Here is a 20,448-nt window from a genome sequence, read left to right on the forward strand (position 1 = left end):
AATATTTTGGTATGCGGGTTGCAAAAAAAATGGTCGTTCCCGTAGTCTCAGGTCGCGACCTGAGACTACGTTCAGAAATCTACTCTGCAACCCGTATAGTATTGTTATAATTCTATTGTTCAATACCTGATTATCCGACACTCTCAATAATACCTAACGCTTCTTCGGGTGTCAAAACAGCAAGATCACTTTTCTTGAAGTCTTTAACATTTCTGGTTACAATGGCTGTAATTTTTTTATTTGACAGGGCAGTGTAATATTGGATAGAATCTTCGTAGTCTTTAAAGTCAGAGTTTAGCGATTTTGCAATTATTTGTTTCGTTACGTCAACTGTTTCAATTAATGATTCAAGGTCTATAAGGGTTCTCCTGACTTCCGCACTGGGACACCCAAACTTAAAAGGAAAATAATTCAGCGAGGTATTTTTGTTCATTGGTTAACAAAAGTAGTCTTTTGATTTTGTCGTTATAACCATCTAAAACGACGGATATTTCTGTAATATTTTCAGCGATCTCAATCGCTTTGTTTGCGCTTATTTCCGCGCCTTTCTCGTTGAGTTGCCTTTCAAGTTCTTTGTAAATTTTATAAGCGACAAAAGAAATACAAATATGAGCTTCAATTCGGCGCTGCAAGCGGTGATAGATTGGTCTTATTTTCAAATCTGATTTTGATATTCTAAATGCTTTTTCAATCTGCCACAGATGATGGTAGTTTTCAATGATTTGTTTTTTATTGAGTTTAGCATTCGTGAGATACCCTTTAAGTCCATCCCATTTGCAGTCTTGTGCAATTTTTTCTTGATTAAGAGCAACGAGTATTTCACCATCCATCTTTAGAAATTTATTATATCCGCGGTTGTTTATGTTTGATTTGGTCAGGCGTCCGGTTCGTATTTGTTTGGCTATTTTTCTCAAGCCTTTTTCACGATTATAGCTGTCTTTCTTGGCTCGATCATCAGAATAAGTAATAATGAGTTTTAAATTCCCTTTTCTTATAACCGTACTTTGTCCGTTTTTAAGTTTTAGAGAAAGAATTTTTTCTTTGACAGATGCAGTTTCATTTTTTATTCGCGCTCCTAAAATAAACTCGTGATTTTTGCTTTGAAGTTCATCTATATTTGATTTTGAAAGTAGTCCGCTATCTGCTATTATTACTAATTGCTTGAGGTTGTATTTTTCTTTAAAAGCATTAACCACGGGGAGCATTGTATGTCCTTCAAACTTGTTTCCTTCAAAAATTTCATACGCCAGCGGATAGCCATTTTTACTCACTAACAAGCCAAGCACTATTTGAGGATTTTGATGTTTACCTTCTTTAGAAAAACCCGTTTTCCGAAGTTCATCTTCCTGATCAATTTCAAAGTAAAGTGTTGTTACATCATAAAAGACAACACTGATTTGATTGTTCAAAATCTTAAGCGTATGATCATAGCTGATTTGTTGTACAAATTTTTTGTGTCTATTGTAAAGCTTATCAAGATAACGATAAAGCTGATCTTCACTCCAATCAATTTGTTTGTAACGCAGAAGATATTCTGTGGTCTTTAATTTGCTTTTGGGATATGCGATACGACCTAAAACAAGTTCCCTGAAAAATTCATCTTTGATTTTATCAAATCCTATCTCGTCAAAAATTCGACCTAACAATAAATCATAACCAACACGTTTAAGGGTTTCTATTCCGTCTAAAAACTTAACGGCTTGTTCTAGTACATTTGAAAAATCGAGTTCCTGAGCACCTGAAAAGTTTCTTATCCAGGCATGACCTCTTTTAACCAAATCAGATATTTCCTCCTGATCTGAACCAACTCCAACGGTATGTAATACCTTATAACTACCAGAACTTTTATCTATAATCTGAACTGAAATTTTCCCGCTTTTATTTTTCTTTTTGCGAATAAACATGAAGTAAAAGTAATAAACGAGACTCTGGGACACCCAAAAGCTGTTGTTTTTAGCGTCTATATACTTGATTTACTTATAGATAATATTTGAGCTTAGAAAAAGTGCGGAAGTCAGGAAAAAATGGTCGTTCCCGTAGTCTCAGGTCGCGACCTGAGACTACGTTCAGAAATCTACTCTGCAACCCGTATAGTATTGTTATAATTCTATTGTTCAATACCTGATTATCCGACACTCTCAATAATACCTAACGCTTCTTCGGGTGTCAAAACAGCAAGATCACTTTTCTTGAAGTCTTTAACATTTCTGGTTACAATGGCTGTAATTTTTTTATTTGACAGGGCAGTGTAATATTGGATAGAATCTTCGTAGTCTTTAAAGTCAGAGTTTAGCGATTTTGCAATTATTTGTTTCGTTACGTCAACTGTTTCAATTAATGATTCAAGGTCTATAAGGGTTCTTAGCATCTCCTTATGTGTACAGGTTTTACGGATGATGTAATAAATATTGGAATATGATAATGCAGAAATGAATAAATTAATTTTATCCTTTTCTGCATATTGAAATAGTTTTGCTCCGGCTCTTGAAAAGGGTTTGCGGTCTGCGAGTGTGTCAATAATTACATTGGTGTCCAAGAATAAATTTTTCATTTACCATGTTTTTTTATGATTTCTTCAGCAAGAGTATTTTTGTAATCAAAGTTTTTGGGAAGTTTAACAGAACCAACTAATCTTTTCACTTTTGGAGAAAGTTCTTCGGAGTCCTGTTGTTTATTTACTAAAGTTTTCAAATAATTCTCAATTAATTCTGAAAGACTTCTGCCTTTCATGTGAGCATATGTTTTGGCTGTTTTAATAACGTCCTGCTCGATTGTGAGTGTTAATTTAGTTGTCATGACACGTATGAATTGTTTTACAAATATACGTGTCTTTTTTCGATAATTCAAATTTATATCGTCACTTGAGTATGCTTCTGACATTTTGCCACAGTTGCATATTTGGGGTCAATACACTGTTAACTCGCACAAAGAATGAAAGACAGTGGCATGTCAAAAAAGAAAAGACAAGATAAAAGCATGGTAGATCAAATCAGTGCTGCTATTATTTTGCAATCTTTTATGAGTAGGAGGAGGTAGGTACAATCTTATCAATACCCCCCTGTGCATTCTCTATTCTCTCATCAGGCACAAATCTTGCAATTGCTTTGTACATTAGCAAAATGAAATGAGTCATCGTGTATTCACCTGACTGCAAAGTGACACTATTTGGTTTATCATGAACATGAAAGAAATTATTCTATTAGCAGCTTTTTTTTATACCGGCATTTCGTTCGGGCAATATTTTAAAAAAACAGAGTCGGGTTTTGAGATGTATAAAGATTCGGCATTATCCGAACGAGCCGGACTTGTTGCGTTTGAACAATGCTGGTGCAAACCCGTGTATGCTGAAGACAGCACAATATTGTATTATCATGCCCGCAAAAGTCAACGTGGTTTTTATTCAGCTTCAAAGAATGGAAAATGGGCAATCATTCAAGCTGACGGAACAGCAAGTTCTGATTTTATTTTTAACGGTCCGGTGGAGCAACGTAAATCAGGTCATTTTCTTGTGTTTGAAAATTTGAAAGATACGCTTGACATCTTGCGTTATAAAATTGGTTCTACTGTTTCGCGCTATGATTCACTGATGAATCTTGACACTTCATTTTTTATCATGGATGATTACAAAGGAAGTTTGTTAGTATCTGCTGACAAAATAAAGTTTGGCATTATCAATTCTGATTTTAAAGTTTTATTACCCATGAAGTATGAGAGTGTCACTTATAAAATGCTGAACTTCCGGTTTAATCCATCGGGATTATTGCCCCTTGAAAATGAACTAGACAAATGCGGTGTGGTGAATTATTTGGGTAAAACAGTTGTTCCATTCAACTATGAATGGATGAATGATTATGTATGGAATGATAATTTCATCTTTATTCAAAATGGAAAAAAGAAAGGATTTATCAATAGTCAAAACCAGATTACCGTTACCATGAAATATGAAACCCTACCGATGATTCTTGGTCCAAAAAATTTAGTGGCTGATGAAAATTATACCTGGTTTGTGAATGAAAAATTTGAAGCTATTTCAGAAAAATATCAGGCATTGTCACGTGAAGGAGATGTTTATTTTTTCAAACAAAATTATAAATGGGGCGTGATGGATCTGGATATGAAAATCATTATTCCAAATAGTTATACATCTATTGAATATGGACCACGATTAAAATCAGATCCTTCATTCAAGTGTTATTATGCGGTGAAAAATGGAAAATACGGTCTCATTTCACTCACCAATGAAATTATTATTCCTTTTGAATACGAATGCGTTTGCGCCTTGTCCTATTACGCACCGGATAATTGGTACATTGAATTTAAAAAAGCAGGCACACTCTATCGTTTTGATCATACCGGAAAATTAATTGAAAAAGTGAGCGGCGAAGGCAAAAGTTGTCTTTGTGAAATGACCGCACCGTAAAAAAATCTCCCCGGAGTGAAAGCTCAAACCGGAGAGACCGAACAATTCACAGATAGGTGAAAATCTGTGTCATCACGAAAATACAATCAAAAGTTCGGCGTGGAAATAGCGGTTTTTTCAGGTTAAATCATTTGTTATTCTACCAATTTCGCATCGGTACTTCATGTAGAATCCGGTATTATATAAAAGCCAAATATCACATGGTATATTTGTGTTAAATCTTTGAAAATCATAGGGGGGGGGGTGATTTAGATCATAGAATCTAAGTATATATTTCACAAAACTTTCTCCATCATTTGACCCAACCTATGATAAAATTTATTCTCTGTGAATCCAACAGGTTGTATGTTGATGTATGTAAGTCAATATGCAAAAGTGACCAACTTGGTTTTGAGTTGGTGTTTGAAAGCATTTGTAAAGATGAAATAATAAATCAAATTTCAAGTCTGAAAACACATTTGGTCATATCTGATTTTTACTGGTCAGTTTCTGAGCAAATTACTTTTTTTAAAACCCTGAAAGCAATCTCGCCATACACCAAAATTCTCGGTTGGAGTCAAATTGATGATAAACTTTTTCTACGAAAATTATTTAGTGCAGGTATGAATGGTTATGTGAATAAGAATGACGGAATACAAGTGCTCACTGACGCCATGCATGGACTAACACAAGCGGATTTTTATTATCCATACGATACAAAAGAAATGATCGGTTATAAATCTGATCAAAATACAATACTTATTGATGAATTAACCGAAAGAGAAATTAAAATCACAGAACTTAGCTACCTGCAATATCAAAATAAAGAAATTGCTGATAGGTTGAATGTTTCAGTGAAGACAGTTGAATCAATAAAAAATAAACTAATCCATAAATTGGATGCCAAAAAATTTCGTGACGTAATTTGCTTGTTGATCAAGCATCAAATTATCAAACCGGATTTCAAATAATAAAAATAGGGAATACCCCATTCAAATTTATGGTGCGCCCTAATGATGTTTTCCTTTTTGTGTTCAAATTTTACACACATAAAAATAGGCATCATGGTATTCAACAACAATCAATACTTAAGCAACTCCTTAGAGTATGTTTATCAACCTGAAATAGGACAAAGAACCAAATACACAGCCAACACAGGGGTTGTTGTAATGACAGCGGCTAACACAAAATTAGACGGCGGATTAGGTACATATTACACCGTCCTCCAATCTGGTTCAGCCAACGGAACGCTGATCAAAACAATTACTGTAAAAACACGCGTGAGCGTTGTCAGAAGCATGGTTAGACTCTTTGTTGAAGATAAAAGCGGAAACAAAGATTTGATTGCGGAAATTGAAATTCCGGCAGTTGAACAGGGTTCAATACAACAAACTTTTGCAGTGAGTATGGAGGTTGATTATATGCTCAAATACGAATACTATTTAAAAGCAACCACGGATGTTGCCAATGCAACCGTGGTCATTGCAGAAGGACTTGATATTACTTTTCCTTAATCCAATCAATACACTATTCAATTTATTAATCTATAATCAGTATGGCAGCAGAAACGCAGTACACAGCTAACACCGGTTTGGTAAAAATATCAACCGCAAATTCTAACTTAGATGGTACCGGTACTTTAGGCACCGTAATCACCGGAGCGTCTAACGGAACACTCATCAAAAATGTAATAATTAAAGCTACCGACACGGGCAGCGGTAGTACCTCACAGGGTATGGTGAGATTATTCATCTATGATGGTTCATCTACACTTTTACTTAAAGAAGTTGACATTCCGGCAATGGGACAATCTTCAACGGATGCCACGTTTGAAACAGTAATTCCACTCAACTTCAAATTGGAATCAGGTCATGTATTAAAGGCGTCCACACAAAACGCAACCGGCTTTAATGTAATTGCTGAAGGACTTGATTTTGCTTACTACGCAAGTTCTGTACGACCAGAGAGTACAAATTATACCGCCAACACAGGTGCTGCAACAATTACAACACAGAACACAGCGCTGGATGGTTCAGGAACACTGGCAACTTTGGTTACTGCCGGTGCATCAGGGTCTGGCTGGAAAGGGCTAGCTATTAATTCCATCAGCCTGAAAGCATATACTGATGTAACACGTGGTATGCTGAGATTATTTATTCAAAACACCGGCACGGGCGCATCCAATACATTTTTGTTTACTGAAATTCCACTCTTCCCGGTTGATGCATCAGCTACTTTCCAAAGTTATCATTGGGTAATACCTTTTCTGAGTACGCTTCAGATTCAGGCCGGTTATAAAATTTGTGCAACCATAGAATCAACAGCAGGGCAAAATGTATCAGGCGTGGTGGATGCCATGGACTGGAAATATCCAGCTTAAAAAAAAACAATACCTTATGGCAGAAGAAACACAATATACAGCAAACACGGGTATTGTCACCATATCAGCCGCCAATTCAAATTTGGATGGTGGTGGCACAACCTATACCTTGATTACCGGTGCATCAAATGGTACACTTGTAAAATCAATCAGCATAAAAGCAGTTGGAAATACAGATATGGGTATGATACGTTTTTATGTTGGTGAAAAAATATTTTTAGAAGTACCTGTTCCGGCAACACGATATTCAGCTAACACACCCACGTTTGAAACGCAGGTGACGCTGGATATGACCTTGAAGTCAGGCAGCGCTATTGTAGTATCAACAGAAAAAGCCAACACCTTCAATATTTTTGCTGAAGGCATGGACTGGGCTTACTACGCATCATCAGTGAGACCTGACACAACCCAGACAACTGCAAACAACGGAAGAGCCTTGGTAAATACCGCCAATTCAAATTTAGATGGCACAGGTACTTTAGGTACTATTTACACTTGCGGAACACCAGCAACGTATAAAGGTAGTAGCATTCGGTCTATCACCATCAAATCTATTGTATCAGTTACCTCAGGCATGATCAGAATTTTTTTGCAAAAAGCCTCAACCAAATATTTGTTTACTGAGGTAATGGTTGACACAGAAACACTATCATCTATTGACGAAGCCTTTGAAAGAACCATTCTCTTTGATGATGACCTTGATTTGCAGGCAGGCATGTCAGTACTGGCATCTACCCAGGTGGCCAATAGTTTTAAAATACAGGCTGAAGGGACTGACTGGAATTATGTGGCTTGATTATTTAATTTAAAATTTTAACTTATGAAAACAAATAAAATTAATGTGGTGTTGTCGTTGAATAAGACGGTGGTGACAACATTTGAAAACGAGTGGAATCACATTATCAAGGCAAGTGGTACAGAATGTGCAGTGGGTGCTACTACCGGGAAAACTTTAAAAACTGTGGGATTTACACGAAGATCCAAACCGGCGGCTGAACATTGTATTTGGATAGATTCACCTAACTATACACATTCAGACTATACCGCACCCTGTTGCTAGATTTCCCGTTAAAATACAAATTCTCGAACAACAAGCATGGCTTGTGAATGAAACGGTAGATAGAATAGTATCTGATCTGATAGATCAGAAAATAAGTAACATCGAACTCATGGGAGATAATGGGTTAGGTCCTTTACTTTTATTATCATACGATCAACTAATGCAAAATCACGATCATGGAAACGTACTTAATACCCACTTTCACCAAATATCTGATTTAGTAAATAGGCCATTGGTACACTCTTCTTTTTGCTCAGGATTGGTTGGGTTAGGTTGGCTTATTAATCATTTGATTGAAATAAAAATAATCGACAAGAAATTTTCTCAATTCCTTGTCGATGTTGATAAAATTGCTATATACAATTGTATTAATCTTTTAAAGAGTAATAAACATGATTTCTTGCACGGGGCAACTGGAAATTGTATTTACTTATTGAGTCGATTAAAAAAATTAAGTAATCCAAATATCATTTCGGATTTAATTTTACAGTTGATTAAAACTTCATGTATAGACTTAAATGGAATGTACTGGATTGATGATCCCGCAGAAGATGGTGAAAATCTTAGAATAATTAATCTCGGTTTGGCTCATGGGTTAGCATCTAAGATTGTTTTATTGTCCAATGCCGTTCGATTAGGTCTAAGTGAAGAAAAAATTAGAGACTCTCTGAAGAGATGTTGCGATTTTTTACTTAGTGCAAAAAAAAAGAAATTAGGGAGATCATTTTATCCTGATGTCTTACTTGACAATGATTCTGACAGGGATTCACGCATGGCTTGGTGTTACGGTGATCTTGGTATTGGAATCGCCCTTTGGAGAGCTGGTGATGCGCTTAACAATACTGATATTCAAAATCAAGCCGTGAATTTGTTTAAAATGTCAATCGGAAGAAGAAAACCAGAACAGACCTCGATCGTAGATGCTGGAATTTGCCATGGTACTGTAGGAATAGCATTAATGTACAATAGGATGTACATGTCCACTGGCATAAAATCATTAAAAGATGAAAGTAATTTCTGGTTATGGAATTCTTGCGAGTATGCAAATTTTAATGATGGGATTGGTGGATTCAAGACTAAGTACAGTCTCAAATACGGCGGGTGGCAGAACGACTCTGGCCTTCTCGAAGGGGCTTCAGGTATTGCATTAGGTATACTTAGTTGCCTCGAAAATAGGCACTACAATTGGGATCAATGTCTGTTATTGTCATAGACACTCTCACAGGCTTCATAATATTTACTTTTTCTCGGAGAAATTTTAATGCGTAAAGGAGAAGCTCATCTCGTCCATATTTAACTCCTAAAATTGTTGGTTCGACGACGATATCAGGTATAATTCCGCATCTCTGGGTCTCTCGGCCATCAGGATAGTAAACACCGATACCAGACATATATGTTTCAAATGTGTATAAGAATTTAATTTTGGAGATATTGCCGTCAGCACCTGCTGTTTGGCTTCCAATTACTGTGCAATTTGGAAAAGTTTGAAAGCACATTGCGTTAAATTCCGCATGACTCTGAGTTAGTTCATTAATAAGTAATATTACGTCACCATGGAATATTTTGGTGGTGTCATCTTGTCGTTTTCCACAGTAATATGGTTGGGTTCGAACGAATCTGCCAGGGTAGGTAAAATCGGGTTCTGTGAAGTAAGCAAACGGGACAGGTTTATTAAGAAACCAAGACGCAAATTCATACATTGTGCCATTCGGATAATTCCGAAGATCGAAAATAATTGATTGAGAATGTAATAAATTATTCATGATTTTACTTACTTCATTCAATTTAACGTTGCCCATATTAACATAGCCAATGTTTTTCTCGATTATCCTCCATGAATTCGGATATGATTTTTCTTTTTCATTTTTAAAATATCCAAACTCATATCGTTTTATTTTTCTCATTAACTTATTGTTGTCACGCAAGATTTCCAACACTGTGGATTCTGTGCTCCCATTTAGCAAGTATTTACAAATATCTCTCTTTTTGACAGCTTGATTGGAGGCAGCAACATACTTCATATTTTGATCAACCAAGTCTTGAATCTTGACATTATCAACTTTCAGTATAATATCACCAATTCGCAAGTCATTTTCAATAGCAAGACTTTGATCATAATACGACGTGATGACAACTTTATCTTCGATGATCTTTGTTGCAACTGGAGCCCACTTTTCACCGTAATATTCAAACGTATACTTGGAAGCGAAAAAAGCATGACTATCATTGAGTTTAGCTATAAGTTCAAGCCATGCCATATGATAATCAACGGTGTCATTAACACTCAAAAAATGTGGAATCGTATAGAATAATGTCGTATCCCAGTTTATATCCATTTGATATTTATAAGGGAAAAAGTACTCAACAATATTCCAATATCGGAATAGGTTCAAAATTCTTAATCGTTTACTTGGAAAGACGCAGCCATCGTAGCTTTTCTCATTGCTAACATCAACATTTCCGGTTTGCGTCCTCAGAGCATAAAAATTTTTACCGTGAGTTCTATTTTTTTCTATGTAGTCAAGTAAAAAAATATTTTTCAAAGTAAATATTTGATTATTATCTGTCCAGCTAAGATCAAAATTTTTATTAAACCAGTTAGGATTTACCGAATCACAGTCTTCGCATCTTGGAATTGGACCCAGCGACACAATTCCCGCAAAGGCATAATTGTTTAATTCGTTCCATGTTTTAGATATATAAACGTAATTTAAAAAATTTAGTAGTGCAGCATCCCAGTCGTATTTACCTGTCGCAACTTGAGGATGATAATATTTTAAAAATCCCCATACTTTGCATGTAATTGCTAACTTTTCAGTTTCCGTTGGATTTGCTTGGGCTATCGAAAATTTGGAGAGGATAATAAACGAAATACAAAAAACATATCGCATTGCATCATAGATTTAAATTAAGTATCGAAAGGTAGGACATTTGAATGACATTTTGTAAGGGAATTTCCTAAACCAAGTAAGTTATTCAATTATTAATATTTCTCACACGATAGATGATAATAATTTCACCTAATTTAGAGATATAGTTATTCCTCTTTGTGCCAACCGAATTAGGGTTTTCCCTAATAATTTATTGCCGTGCAAGCATTACATTACGCCGCTACATGGAATAAGCAGTGTATATGCTCAAATTTACTGATCGTATTTTTCTCAGGTTGCCGGTTCTACCTGCTGAGAAAAAATTTTTGCTGAATGAAATAATGCATGACACATTTTTTATGGAAGGCATTCAAATAGCCAGTCCTGTTTTGTTTGACGAGGCTTGTCGATTTAAGGATGAAAATATAAATTCAGAACCTAATAAAAAACTCGTCAGATCATTATTAAAATATTTTCAAAGGGCAAGTTACCGTTGCACACCATTCGGACTTTTTTCAGCATGCACAGTAGCCAATTGGGTTGAACAAGGTAATGGCATCATTGGCACCAATCATTCACGATCAACCAGACTGGACATGCACTTTTCAGTGGCTTTGCAGCAGCATCTTGCATCATTACCTCAAATCAAAAGTGAATTGTATTTTTTCAGGAATAATAGTGTTTCAATTCTACTGGACAAATTGCGTTTTACAGAATACTTTTATAAAAATAACCAGCGTAAACATGTCTTGAGTGAAGTTGACTATTCAGTGTATCTTGAAAAAATTCTTCAACGTGCTAATGATGGAGCAACTATTCATGAACTAGTGCAACAATTAGTGTCAGTCGATATTGACCTTGAAAGCGCAAAAAAGTTCATTGAAGAATTAGTTCTGAATCAGATTTTGGTCAGTGAATTGGAGGTTTCTGTCAGCGGTGATGAATTATTGGCTGACCTCATTGTAAAACTGCAAAGGGTTTACTCCAGAAAGCCTGAAAATAATGCGCTGCTTTCTGAAATCAAACAACTCGAACTCATATTAGATGCAATAAACTGTTTAGATACAAATCTCGTCAATGAAAAATCAGCTTATGACAAGGTGATTTTACTCCTGAAATATTATCCAATTGAACTAGATAATTCCAAGTTGTTTCAGGTTGACACATTTATCCATAATACTGGGCAACACAATGTTGTTGGGCTTCCCGTATCAACTCAAAAGAGTCTTATTGAGGCAATTCACTTTCTATGTAAAATTAATGGGAGATCGACAAATCTGAATTTGCAAAATTTTATTTCTGAATTCACAAAAAAATATGATACCAGAGCAGTACCACTTTTAGAAGTGATGGACAATGAATTTGGATTGGGTTATGGAAGTACCTTAAAAAGAACGAATGATGTAAATGAACTTACCGAAGGCATAATCACCACGATAATAAGCGATGAAACTACGATCAGGCATCATGAAATTCAACAGTTTCTTGAATCAAAACTCCTTGAAGCTGTAACGAATAATTCCTATACTGTTTCTTTTGATAAAAATTCTCTAAAATCATTTGATGACAAGAAGGCTGCCTTTCCTGATTCTATGGCTGTTCATTTCAGTGTACTGAATAAAGACTTTTCATCGTTCAATATATTACTGAAGGGCATCTGGGGTCCTAGCTCAACGTCTATTTTAGGAAGATTCGCTTCGGGCTCAGATGAGATTAATCAGCTGGTAAGGCAAATAGTTTCACACGAAGAGAAGTTAAATGAGAACAGAATTCTGGCAGAGATTGTACACCTACCTGAAAACAGAACGGGGAATGTCTTATTGCGTCCCTCTTTCAGGAAGTTTGAAATTCCATATCTTGCATCAAGTTCTTTAGCCAAAGAGTATGTGATTGAATTATCTGATCTTTACTTGCAGATGCAAAACTCACGTCTTGTGCTTTGGTCAAAAAAACATGGCAGGGAAGTTTTGCCCAGGCTGTCCAACGCGCATAATTATAGCTATAATGCACTGCCTATCTATCATTTTCTTTGTGATTTTCAGGCACAGGATGTTCAGCCAGGGACTTCATTCAGCTGGGGAAATATACAACATCAACTAAAATTTCTTCCAGCCGCAGTATTTGAGAAGGTGATACTATTTCCTGCAACCTGGCAGTTTAACAGAGATGATATTCAGGCAATAATTTCATGGAAAGCACCTGATCAACTAGAGAAATTATTCGAGTGGAAAAAAAAGTGGCGCATTCCTGACAGATTTTATCTCAGTGAAGGTGATAATGATCTATTAATTCATTTGGCGCCTGATCAAAGCCTGATGATTGATTTATTTCTGTCTGAAATTTCGACACGTAAAAATATTATTCTGAAAGAATTTTTATTTGATCTTAAGAACCCATTTGTTGTTAGTTCAGATGAATCAGGATACACGAATGAATTTATTGCACCTGTACTGAGACAGAATCCTACTTCAATACCAGTCAGTAACCCTTTATTTAATGAGCTGAAAAGAACTTTCATTCCGGGATCAGAATGGATTTATTATAAGATATATTGTGGTGAAAAAACGGCAGAGCGTATTTTATTGGAACTAGTTTATCCATTGAGTACAGAAATTTGTGATACGTTAAAACTGGCTGAAAAGTGGTTTTTTATCCGCTACGCTGATCCCGATCATCATATTCGAATACGATTTTACGCGCATTCGGTTGATTCTCGTTTAAAAATTGATGAACTGATTTTTGAAGCATTTCAGAATTCTGTATTCAACCATGAATCCATTAAAATTCAAAAGGATACTTATGTGCGAGAAATTGAGCGGTATGGAGAATCAACCATGGAGTTATCCGAAAGTTTGTTTCATGCAGATAGTGAAACCAGCCTGAATATTTTACAATGGATGAATCAAACAGGTCGTAATGGTGAGAGGTGGCTAACTTTATTAGTACTGATGGAAGAGATGGTGTGTATTGCGTTTCCTGACCAATTAGCACAGAAATATTTTCTTGAGCAAATTTCGGACAGATACAACGTGGAATTTGGTTTTACAAACAAAGGGATGGTTCAGTTAGATCAAAAATTCAGATCAACCAGAAAAAAAACCGACGACTATTTTTCTAATCACCATACTGAATTTCCAGAATTACATCAGCTAATTGTAAAAAGAAGCAAGAAATTACTTGAGATGATAATTTCGGTTAAAACAAGGCTTGACAACAGCGCTTCTCAAATTCTTTTTACTGAACTAGTGTCAAGTTACATTCACATGTTTGTAAACCGGTTTATGTCAGGTGATCAACGCAGAACGGAAGCAATTGCCTATAATATGTTGTTGAAACGTAAGATTTCGTTACTAGCCCGAGAAAGCACACCTATACGTAGGGAAAAAGAAAAATCTACTAATTAGGGAAATCCCTAACAGTTAGGTAAAAAATATTTTTTACACTTACATCAAATGTAGCGGTATGAAAACAAATAAAATTAATGTGGTGTTGTCGTTGAATAAGACGGTGGTAACAAGATATCATTATGGAAATAATAATGACGAGATCACTCAAGTCAGCGGAGCAAAATGTGCTGGAGGACCACTTGTAAAAGTAACTAAACATATCTGTGAACCCACAACCGCATGTCAAATAAGTGATCCGTGTCCTATGTCTTGTGCAGCTAGTACACATATTTAGTATCCTTCGTTGCATCTAGTAAACAATGAGGCATCTTATTAATGATATCATTTGTGATTTATACGAATCAGATGACTTCAGTATCTCGCTCATGGATGACGGCGGAATTGGAAAAGTGTTGTGTTTAGCCTACGATCAATATTATAGCAATAATGATCATTCCTCAAAACTGAATAACCTATTCTCAAATATAGACCATTTGCTAATTTCAAGCGAGATCAATTATGATTTTGGATCTGGACTTACAGGCTTAGGGTGGTTGGTAAATCACCTCTGCGTAAATAGGTTAATTGATGCAGACTTCAAAAATTTTTTAGAAGATGTTGACGAATTCAGTTTTCGAATGGCGTCGAAAGATCTTGATATAAATAATCACGATTTTTTATATGGCTCATCTGGAACAATTTTGTACCTACTTGAAAGAATCAGGCAAAGCAAAACTGCTGTTCCGCATCTTGAAGAACTCCTTTATGGCTTGCTCAGTCTATCAAAGAAATCAAGTGAAGGAAATTATTGGATAAATGAGCATTGGCGTGGCTATAGCAGAAAGCCCAGACAAATAAATTATGGTTTAGCGCATGGACAAGCGAGTAAAATTCATTTATTGTCCCTAATAATATTAAATGGGTTGGGTAAACCAGAAACTAAAGACTTGCTCTCAGGGTGCGTTGAGTTTCTGCAAAATATAAATAATTTGTCGACTGAATCTGCACATACAAAGTTGGGTGACAATTCAGTGATATTCGGGCATAGTAAATATGCATGGTGTAACGGAGACCTCGGTGTGGCAAGCGCTCTTTGGCACGCAGGTGACGCTTTGAATGATAATGTGCTGAAAGAGGAAGCCATAGGCATATTTAATCAATGCTCTATAACCGATGAAGACATCACGAGACTAGTTCCAGACGCAGGTCTTTGCCATGGATCTATGGGAACAGCATTAATGTACAAGCGCATGTATCTTAATACTAAAATTTTAAAATTTCAAGACCAATGCGAAAAATGGACTCAAAACACAGAGGATTTCAAGATTTTTACCGACGGAATTGGAGGGTTTAAAAAAAGAATTACGAACAGTCAGCGTGAAGGGTGGCAGTCAGACTCTGGTCTTTTAAATGGTGCTTCTGGCATAGCTCTTGGAATCTTATCATGTACATCAGACAAAGACTATAGTTGGGATAAATTACTGCTTCTATAGCACATAGTTAATTGCTCGCAGTTCTTTCAATAGTCATATCTTTATTGTGAGGATTGAATGAACTTAGTTGAATTTATAATTATCAAAACATTTCGATTGCAAAAAATCTCCTTATTAATATTGTTAGTAGCACTTTTGAGCAAACCTGCCTGGTCACAAAAAGTTGATTCAGTAAAATTGGAATTTTTAGTGAATGAAGCTGAACGATTGTATACAGAAGCTTTGATTATTTACCAAGCAGACAGCCTTGTTATTGAAGAATATTTTGGAGTTGGACATCCGGATTCTCTCACAGAATTGATGTCCTGTACTAAGGGCATTGTAGCATTGGCTGTTATCTGTTTGTTGGAAGATGAGTTGATAGACAGTATCCAAACACCAGTGTATGTTTTTTATCCAGAATGGAATTGTGGTCTAAAAAAAAATGTCACCCTTGAACATTTGCTGACAATGACTTCTGGCCTGCAGGATTATCGTAACACAAACATAGAAATATACCCCAGCAACAATTTTATTGATTTAGCACTTTCATCAGATCTGGTTGAAATTCCAGGCGAAAAATTCAGATACAATAATAAATCTACGAATTTACTTTCTGGGATAATTGAAATTGCCACTGGAAGGCGCATGGATTACTACATTGCAGATAGAATCTTTAAGCCACTTGGAATTGAAGAATTTAAATGGGCACTTGATTCATCGGGGAATCCCATGGGTATGGCTGGATGTCAACTTAAAGCAAGTGATTTTGTAAAAATTGGCATTCTTATCGCCAATGATGGTTTGTTCAACGGTCAGCAAATTTTATCTAAAGAAAATATTAAGAAGATCACAACACCTGGTAAAAACAAATCAGACTATGGATATTTATGGTGGCTGACTTATGATCAAACAGAATTGTGTTATAAGACTGAAATTCTAGAGGAATTATGTCGCCTCGGCGCGTCATTTTCGTTGATTTCTCACCTTGAGTTATTATTGAAAGAGTACAATTCAAAACCACTAATTTATTACAGATATCATGAGGAAATATTAAACTACTGGTGGAAGTTGGTTACAATCCTAGGACCAAATAATTTAGCGTATATATATAAACATGTTTCTCCCGAAAATAAAATTACAAGACAGGTGTTTAAGGGGGAAATAAGGTCGATCTCTGCCAGAGGTTGGCTTGGAAATTATCTGGTTATTGATCTAACATCAAAGATAGTCGGAGTAAGAACAATCAGTTATCGCAGTTTTAGTAATAAAAACAATTTCGCAGTGGGTGAGGAAAATTTTCTGAATTTTGAGCGCTTAGTTACAAATATTCTAAAAGAGGACTAGTGTCGGCTCAATTGGTTTTAGACATGTTGTGGAATGAAACACACATACATTACTTTTTGTTTTCAAAGAGGTTTAAAAAATCTCCCCGGAGTGAAAACTCAAACCGGAGAGACCGAACAATTCACAGATAGGTGAAAATCTGTGTCATCACGAAAGTACAATCAAAAGTTCGGCGTGGAAATAGTAGTTTGGTTAAGTTAAATCATTTGCTGTTCTCTTGATATCGTATTAGTTGTTCATATAGAATTCGGTATTATATAAAGGCAAAAAATTACGTTGTTTATTTGTGTTAAATCTTTGAAAATCATGGGGGGGGGGGGTGATTTAGATCATAGAATCTAATCACATATTTCGCAAAACTTTCTCCATCATTTGACCCAAGCTATGATAAAATTTATTCTCTGTGAATCCAGCAGAACGTATGTTGATGTATGTAAATCAATATGCAAAAATGACCAACTTGGTTTTGAGTTGGTCTTTGAAAGCACTTGTAAAGATGCAATCATAAATCAAATTTCCAGTTTGAAAACTCATTTGGTGATATCTGATTTTTACTGGTCTGTTTCTGATCAAATTACTTTTTTTAAATCCCTGAAGGCGCTTGCTCCAAATACTAAAATACTTGGTTGGAGTTTACTTGACGATAAACTGTTGCTACAAAAATTATTTAGTGCAGGCATGAATGGTTATGTGAATAAGAACGACGGAATGCAGGCACTCTCTGACGCCATGTATGCACTAATAGACGTGGACTTTTATTATCCATACAATACAAAAGAAATGATACAGGTTCACCCTGATCAAAATTCAACGCTTATCAATGCGCTAACTGAACGGGAAATTAAAGTAACAGCACTTAGTTACCTGCAATATCAAAATAAAGAAATTGCTGATAGGTTGAATGTTTCAGTAAAGACAGTTGAAGCAATAAAAAATAAACTAATCCATAAAACGGATGTGAAAAAATTTCGTGACGTAATTTGCTTGTTGATCAAGCATCATATCATATCACCTGATTTCAAATAAAAAAAATAGGGAACACCCTATTGAAATTTATAGTAAACCCTAAAGATGATTCTCAATATGTGTATCAACTTTACACATATCAAAAAGAGCATCATGGTATTCAACAACAATCAATACTTAAGCAACTCCTTAGAGTATGTTTATCAACCTGAAATAGGACAACGAACCAAGTACACCGCCAACACTGGAGTTGTTGTAATGACATCTGCCAACACAAAATTAGACGGCAGCGGATTAGCTTATTACACAGTCCTCCAATCTGGTTCAGCAAACGGAACGCTGATCAAAACAATTACTGTAAAAACACGCGTCAGTGTTGTCAGAAGCATGGTGAGACTCTTTGTTGAAGATAAAAGCGGAAATAAAGACTTGATTGCTGAAATTGAAATTCCGGCAGTTGAACAGGGTTCAGTACAGCAAACTTTTGCGGTGAGCATGGAGGTTGATTATATGCTCAAATACGAATACTATTTAAAAGCAACCACGGATGTTGCCAATGCAACGGTGGTCATTGCAGAAGGACTTGATATTACTTTTCCTTAATCCAATCAATACACTATTCAATTTATTAATCTATAATCAGTATGGCAGCAGAAACGCAGTACACCGCTAACACCGGTTTGGTAAAAATATCAACCGCAAATTCTAATTTAGATGGTACCGGCACTTTGGGCACCGTAATCACCGGAGCATCTAACGGAACACTCATTAAAAATGTAATAATCAAAGCTACTGACACGGGCAGTGGTAGTACATCTCAGGGTATGGTGAGATTATTCATCTATGATGGTTCATCAACACTTTTACTTAAAGAAGTTGACATTCCGGCAATGGGACAATCTTCAACGGATGCCACGTTTGAAACAGTAATTCCACTCAACTTCAAATTGGAGTCAGGTCATGTATTAAAAGCGTCCACACAAAATGCAACAGGCTTTAATGTAATTGCTGAAGGACTTGATTTTGCTTACTACGCAAGTTCTGTACGACCAGAGAGTACAAATTATACTGCCAACACCGGTGCGGCAACAATCACTACACAAAACACAGCGTTAGATGGTTCAGGAACTCTGGCTACTTTGGTTACTGCCGGTGCATCAGGGTCTGGCTGGAAAGGGCTAGCTATTAATTCCATCAGCCTGAAAGCATATACTGATGTAACACGTGGTATGCTGAGATTATTTATTCAAAACACCGGCACGGGCGCATCCAATACATTTTTGTTTACTGAAATTCCACTCTTCCCGGTTGATGCATCAGCTACTTTCCAAAGTTATCATTGGGTAATACCTTTTCTGAGTACGCTTCAAATTCAGGCCGGTTATAAAATTTGTGCAACCATAGAATCAACAGCAGGGCAAAATGTATCAGGCGTGGTGGATGCCATGGACTGGAAATATCCAGCTTAAAAAAAACAATACCTTATGGCAGAAGAAACACAATATACAGCAAACACGGGTATTGTCACCATATCAGCCGCCAATTCAAATTTGGATGGTGGTGGCACAACCTATACCTTGATTACCGGTGCATCAAATGGTACACTTGTAAAATCAATCAGCATAAAAGCAGTTGGAAATACAGATATGGGTATGATACGTTTTTATGTTGGTGAAAAAATATTTTTAGAAGTACCTGTTCCGGCAACACGATATTCAGCAAATACGCCCACGTTTGAAACACAGGTGACGCTGGATATGACCTTGAAGTCAGGCAGCGCTATTGTAGTATCAACAGAAAAAGCCAACACCTTCAATATTTTTGCTGAAGGCATGGACTGGGCTTACTACGCATCATCAGTGAGACCTGACACAACCCAGACAACTGCAAACAACGGAAGAGCCTTGGTAAATACCGCCAATTCAAATTTAGATGGCACAGGTACTTTAGGAACTATTTACACATGCGGAACACCAGCAACGTATAAAGGCAGTAGCATAAGGTCAATCACCATCAAATCTATTGTATCAGTTACCTCAGGCATGATCAGAATTTTTTTGCAAAAAGCATCAACCAAATATTTGTTTACTGAGGTAATGGTTGACACGGAAACACTATCATCTATTGACGAAGCTTTTGAAAGAACCATTCTCTTTGATGATGACCTTGATTTGCAGGCAGGCATGTCAATACTGGCATCTACCCAGGTGGCCAATAGTTTTAAAATACAGGCTGAAGGGACTGACTGGAATTATGTGGCTTGATTATTTAATTTAAAATTTTAACTTATGAAAACAAATAAAATTAATGTGGTGTTGTCGTTGAATAAGACTGTTAGATACTCGAGTTCAGTTAATAGGTATGCTAATGAAGAGGCAAGGATTAATGGATCGAACAATATTATTAGGGCTAACGGAACGGCTACAGCAACTCAAATGTGGGGTTGGATTCAAGATCCTGCAGGCAATGGATCTATTCCTTGGGTCGATCCAGATACTGATATATCTTATGGGTCGTCCTTTGGTTCAGGTGCAAGTAAAGTTACTGGCTGATCAAAAGCGTTAAAAT

At 36.2% G+C, this 20,448-nt stretch carries 20 protein-coding genes; 15 read left to right on the forward strand and 5 right to left on the reverse strand.

The genetic code is table 11. The annotated features are described in order from the left end of the window. Positions 1-130: 130 nt before the first annotated feature. The 4 genes from IPH66_05200 to IPH66_05215 form a co-directional block, all read right to left on the reverse strand. Positions 131-433 (reverse strand): hypothetical protein, encoded by a 303-nt coding sequence (locus IPH66_05200; protein ID MBK7128749.1) that lies wholly within the window; start codon positions 431-433, stop codon positions 131-133. After that, entirely contained in the window at positions 396-1,904 is a 1,509-nt protein-coding gene (locus IPH66_05205) for an IS1634 family transposase (GenBank protein MBK7128750.1), read from the reverse strand. The genes IPH66_05200 and IPH66_05205 overlap by 38 nt, the downstream gene beginning before the upstream one ends. Positions 1,905-2,125: 221 nt before the next feature. Then, complete coding sequence (locus IPH66_05210; GenBank protein ID MBK7128751.1) at positions 2,126-2,551, reverse strand: PIN domain-containing protein; 426 nt, start codon at positions 2,549-2,551, stop codon at positions 2,126-2,128. Next, complete coding sequence (locus IPH66_05215) at positions 2,548-2,796, reverse strand: hypothetical protein (GenBank protein ID MBK7128752.1); 249 nt, start codon at positions 2,794-2,796, stop codon at positions 2,548-2,550. Before IPH66_05215 ends, IPH66_05210 begins: the two co-directional genes overlap by 4 nt. Before the next feature lie 379 nt (positions 2,797-3,175). Here IPH66_05215 and IPH66_05220 point away from each other — a divergent pair, with 379 nt between their 5' ends. The 7 genes from IPH66_05220 to IPH66_05250 all read left to right on the forward strand — a co-directional run bounded on the left by IPH66_05220 (position 3,176) and on the right by IPH66_05250 (position 9,052). After that, positions 3,176-4,420: a WG repeat-containing protein gene (locus IPH66_05220; GenBank protein MBK7128753.1), complete on the forward strand. Its 1,245-nt coding sequence runs from the start codon at positions 3,176-3,178 to the stop codon at positions 4,418-4,420. Between the two features lie 308 nt (positions 4,421-4,728). Beyond that, entirely contained in the window at positions 4,729-5,370 is a 642-nt protein-coding gene (locus tag IPH66_05225; protein MBK7128754.1) for a response regulator transcription factor, read from the forward strand. A gap of 93 nt (positions 5,371-5,463) precedes the next feature. Then, positions 5,464-5,913: a hypothetical protein gene (locus tag IPH66_05230; protein ID MBK7128755.1), complete on the forward strand. Its 450-nt coding sequence runs from the start codon at positions 5,464-5,466 to the stop codon at positions 5,911-5,913. A gap of 41 nt (positions 5,914-5,954) precedes the next feature. Then, positions 5,955-6,779: a hypothetical protein gene (locus IPH66_05235; GenBank protein MBK7128756.1), complete on the forward strand. Its 825-nt coding sequence runs from the start codon at positions 5,955-5,957 to the stop codon at positions 6,777-6,779. 16 nt (positions 6,780-6,795) lie between these two features. Further along, positions 6,796-7,575, forward strand: a complete 780-nt coding sequence (locus tag IPH66_05240) for a hypothetical protein (GenBank protein ID MBK7128757.1) — start codon at positions 6,796-6,798, stop codon at positions 7,573-7,575. Between the two features lie 24 nt (positions 7,576-7,599). After that, positions 7,600-7,839: a hypothetical protein gene (locus tag IPH66_05245; protein ID MBK7128758.1), complete on the forward strand. Its 240-nt coding sequence runs from the start codon at positions 7,600-7,602 to the stop codon at positions 7,837-7,839. Between the two features lie 43 nt (positions 7,840-7,882). Beyond that, positions 7,883-9,052 (forward strand): lanthionine synthetase C family protein, encoded by a 1,170-nt coding sequence (locus tag IPH66_05250; protein MBK7128759.1) that lies wholly within the window; start codon positions 7,883-7,885, stop codon positions 9,050-9,052. Here the strand turns inward: IPH66_05250 and IPH66_05255 are convergent. Further along, the gene (locus tag IPH66_05255; GenBank protein ID MBK7128760.1) at positions 8,997-10,730 is read right to left on the reverse strand and encodes a hypothetical protein; all 1,734 of its coding nucleotides are present in this window, start codon (positions 10,728-10,730) and stop codon (positions 8,997-8,999) included. The two genes, IPH66_05250 and IPH66_05255, sit on opposite strands and share 56 nt — an antisense overlap. A gap of 242 nt (positions 10,731-10,972) precedes the next feature. Here IPH66_05255 and IPH66_05260 point away from each other — a divergent pair, with 242 nt between their 5' ends. The 8 genes from IPH66_05260 to IPH66_05295 all read left to right on the forward strand — a co-directional run bounded on the left by IPH66_05260 (position 10,973) and on the right by IPH66_05295 (position 20,432). Then, positions 10,973-14,113, forward strand: a complete 3,141-nt coding sequence (locus IPH66_05260; protein ID MBK7128761.1) for a lantibiotic dehydratase — start codon at positions 10,973-10,975, stop codon at positions 14,111-14,113. Between the two features lie 302 nt (positions 14,114-14,415). Further along, complete coding sequence (locus IPH66_05265) at positions 14,416-15,588, forward strand: hypothetical protein (protein ID MBK7128762.1); 1,173 nt, start codon at positions 14,416-14,418, stop codon at positions 15,586-15,588. 120 nt (positions 15,589-15,708) lie between these two features. Then, on the forward strand, positions 15,709-16,914 hold the full coding sequence (locus tag IPH66_05270) for a serine hydrolase (GenBank protein ID MBK7128763.1): 1,206 nt from the start codon (positions 15,709-15,711) through the stop codon (positions 16,912-16,914). Between the two features lie 522 nt (positions 16,915-17,436). Next, positions 17,437-17,940 carry a response regulator transcription factor gene (locus IPH66_05275; protein MBK7128764.1) on the forward strand — a complete coding sequence of 168 codons (504 nt, stop codon included), beginning with the start codon at positions 17,437-17,439 and terminating at the stop codon, positions 17,938-17,940. A 93-nt stretch (positions 17,941-18,033) separates the two neighbouring features. After that, positions 18,034-18,483 carry a hypothetical protein gene (locus tag IPH66_05280; protein MBK7128765.1) on the forward strand — a complete coding sequence of 150 codons (450 nt, stop codon included), beginning with the start codon at positions 18,034-18,036 and terminating at the stop codon, positions 18,481-18,483. A 41-nt stretch (positions 18,484-18,524) separates the two neighbouring features. Then, positions 18,525-19,349 (forward strand): hypothetical protein, encoded by an 825-nt coding sequence (locus IPH66_05285; GenBank protein MBK7128766.1) that lies wholly within the window; start codon positions 18,525-18,527, stop codon positions 19,347-19,349. Positions 19,350-19,364: 15 nt separating this feature from the next. After that, the gene (locus tag IPH66_05290; protein MBK7128767.1) at positions 19,365-20,144 is read left to right on the forward strand and encodes a hypothetical protein; all 780 of its coding nucleotides are present in this window, start codon (positions 19,365-19,367) and stop codon (positions 20,142-20,144) included. Between the two features lie 24 nt (positions 20,145-20,168). Beyond that, entirely contained in the window at positions 20,169-20,432 is a 264-nt protein-coding gene (locus IPH66_05295; protein MBK7128768.1) for a hypothetical protein, read from the forward strand. Positions 20,433-20,448 lie beyond the last annotated feature (16 nt).

The organism is Crocinitomicaceae bacterium (assembly GCA_016708105.1).
Classification (GTDB): domain Bacteria; phylum Bacteroidota; class Bacteroidia; order Flavobacteriales_D; family Crocinitomicaceae; genus JADJGJ01.

What these genes read in the sequence shown, in the direction of transcription:
- IPH66_05200 (MBK7128749.1), bottom strand. Translation starts at nt 433, where the DNA reads ATGAACAAAAATACCTCGCTGAATTATTTTCCTTTTAAGTTTGGGTGT.
- IPH66_05205 (MBK7128750.1), bottom strand. Translation starts at nt 1,904, where the DNA reads ATGTTTATTCGCAAAAAGAAAAATAAAAGCGGGAAAATTTCAGTTCAG.
- IPH66_05210 (MBK7128751.1), bottom strand. Translation starts at nt 2,551, where the DNA reads ATGAAAAATTTATTCTTGGACACCAATGTAATTATTGACACACTCGCA.
- IPH66_05215 (MBK7128752.1), bottom strand. Translation starts at nt 2,796, where the DNA reads ATGACAACTAAATTAACACTCACAATCGAGCAGGACGTTATTAAAACA.
- IPH66_05220 (MBK7128753.1), top strand. Translation starts at nt 3,176, where the DNA reads ATGAACATGAAAGAAATTATTCTATTAGCAGCTTTTTTTTATACCGGC.
- IPH66_05225 (MBK7128754.1), top strand. Translation starts at nt 4,729, where the DNA reads ATGATAAAATTTATTCTCTGTGAATCCAACAGGTTGTATGTTGATGTA.
- IPH66_05230 (MBK7128755.1), top strand. Translation starts at nt 5,464, where the DNA reads ATGGTATTCAACAACAATCAATACTTAAGCAACTCCTTAGAGTATGTT.
- IPH66_05235 (MBK7128756.1), top strand. Translation starts at nt 5,955, where the DNA reads ATGGCAGCAGAAACGCAGTACACAGCTAACACCGGTTTGGTAAAAATA.
- IPH66_05240 (MBK7128757.1), top strand. Translation starts at nt 6,796, where the DNA reads ATGGCAGAAGAAACACAATATACAGCAAACACGGGTATTGTCACCATA.
- IPH66_05245 (MBK7128758.1), top strand. Translation starts at nt 7,600, where the DNA reads ATGAAAACAAATAAAATTAATGTGGTGTTGTCGTTGAATAAGACGGTG.
- IPH66_05255 (MBK7128760.1), bottom strand. Translation starts at nt 10,730, where the DNA reads ATGCGATATGTTTTTTGTATTTCGTTTATTATCCTCTCCAAATTTTCG.
- IPH66_05260 (MBK7128761.1), top strand. Translation starts at nt 10,973, where the DNA reads ATGCTCAAATTTACTGATCGTATTTTTCTCAGGTTGCCGGTTCTACCT.
- IPH66_05265 (MBK7128762.1), top strand. Translation starts at nt 14,416, where the DNA reads ATGAGGCATCTTATTAATGATATCATTTGTGATTTATACGAATCAGAT.
- IPH66_05280 (MBK7128765.1), top strand. Translation starts at nt 18,034, where the DNA reads ATGGTATTCAACAACAATCAATACTTAAGCAACTCCTTAGAGTATGTT.
- IPH66_05285 (MBK7128766.1), top strand. Translation starts at nt 18,525, where the DNA reads ATGGCAGCAGAAACGCAGTACACCGCTAACACCGGTTTGGTAAAAATA.
- IPH66_05290 (MBK7128767.1), top strand. Translation starts at nt 19,365, where the DNA reads ATGGCAGAAGAAACACAATATACAGCAAACACGGGTATTGTCACCATA.
- IPH66_05295 (MBK7128768.1), top strand. Translation starts at nt 20,169, where the DNA reads ATGAAAACAAATAAAATTAATGTGGTGTTGTCGTTGAATAAGACTGTT.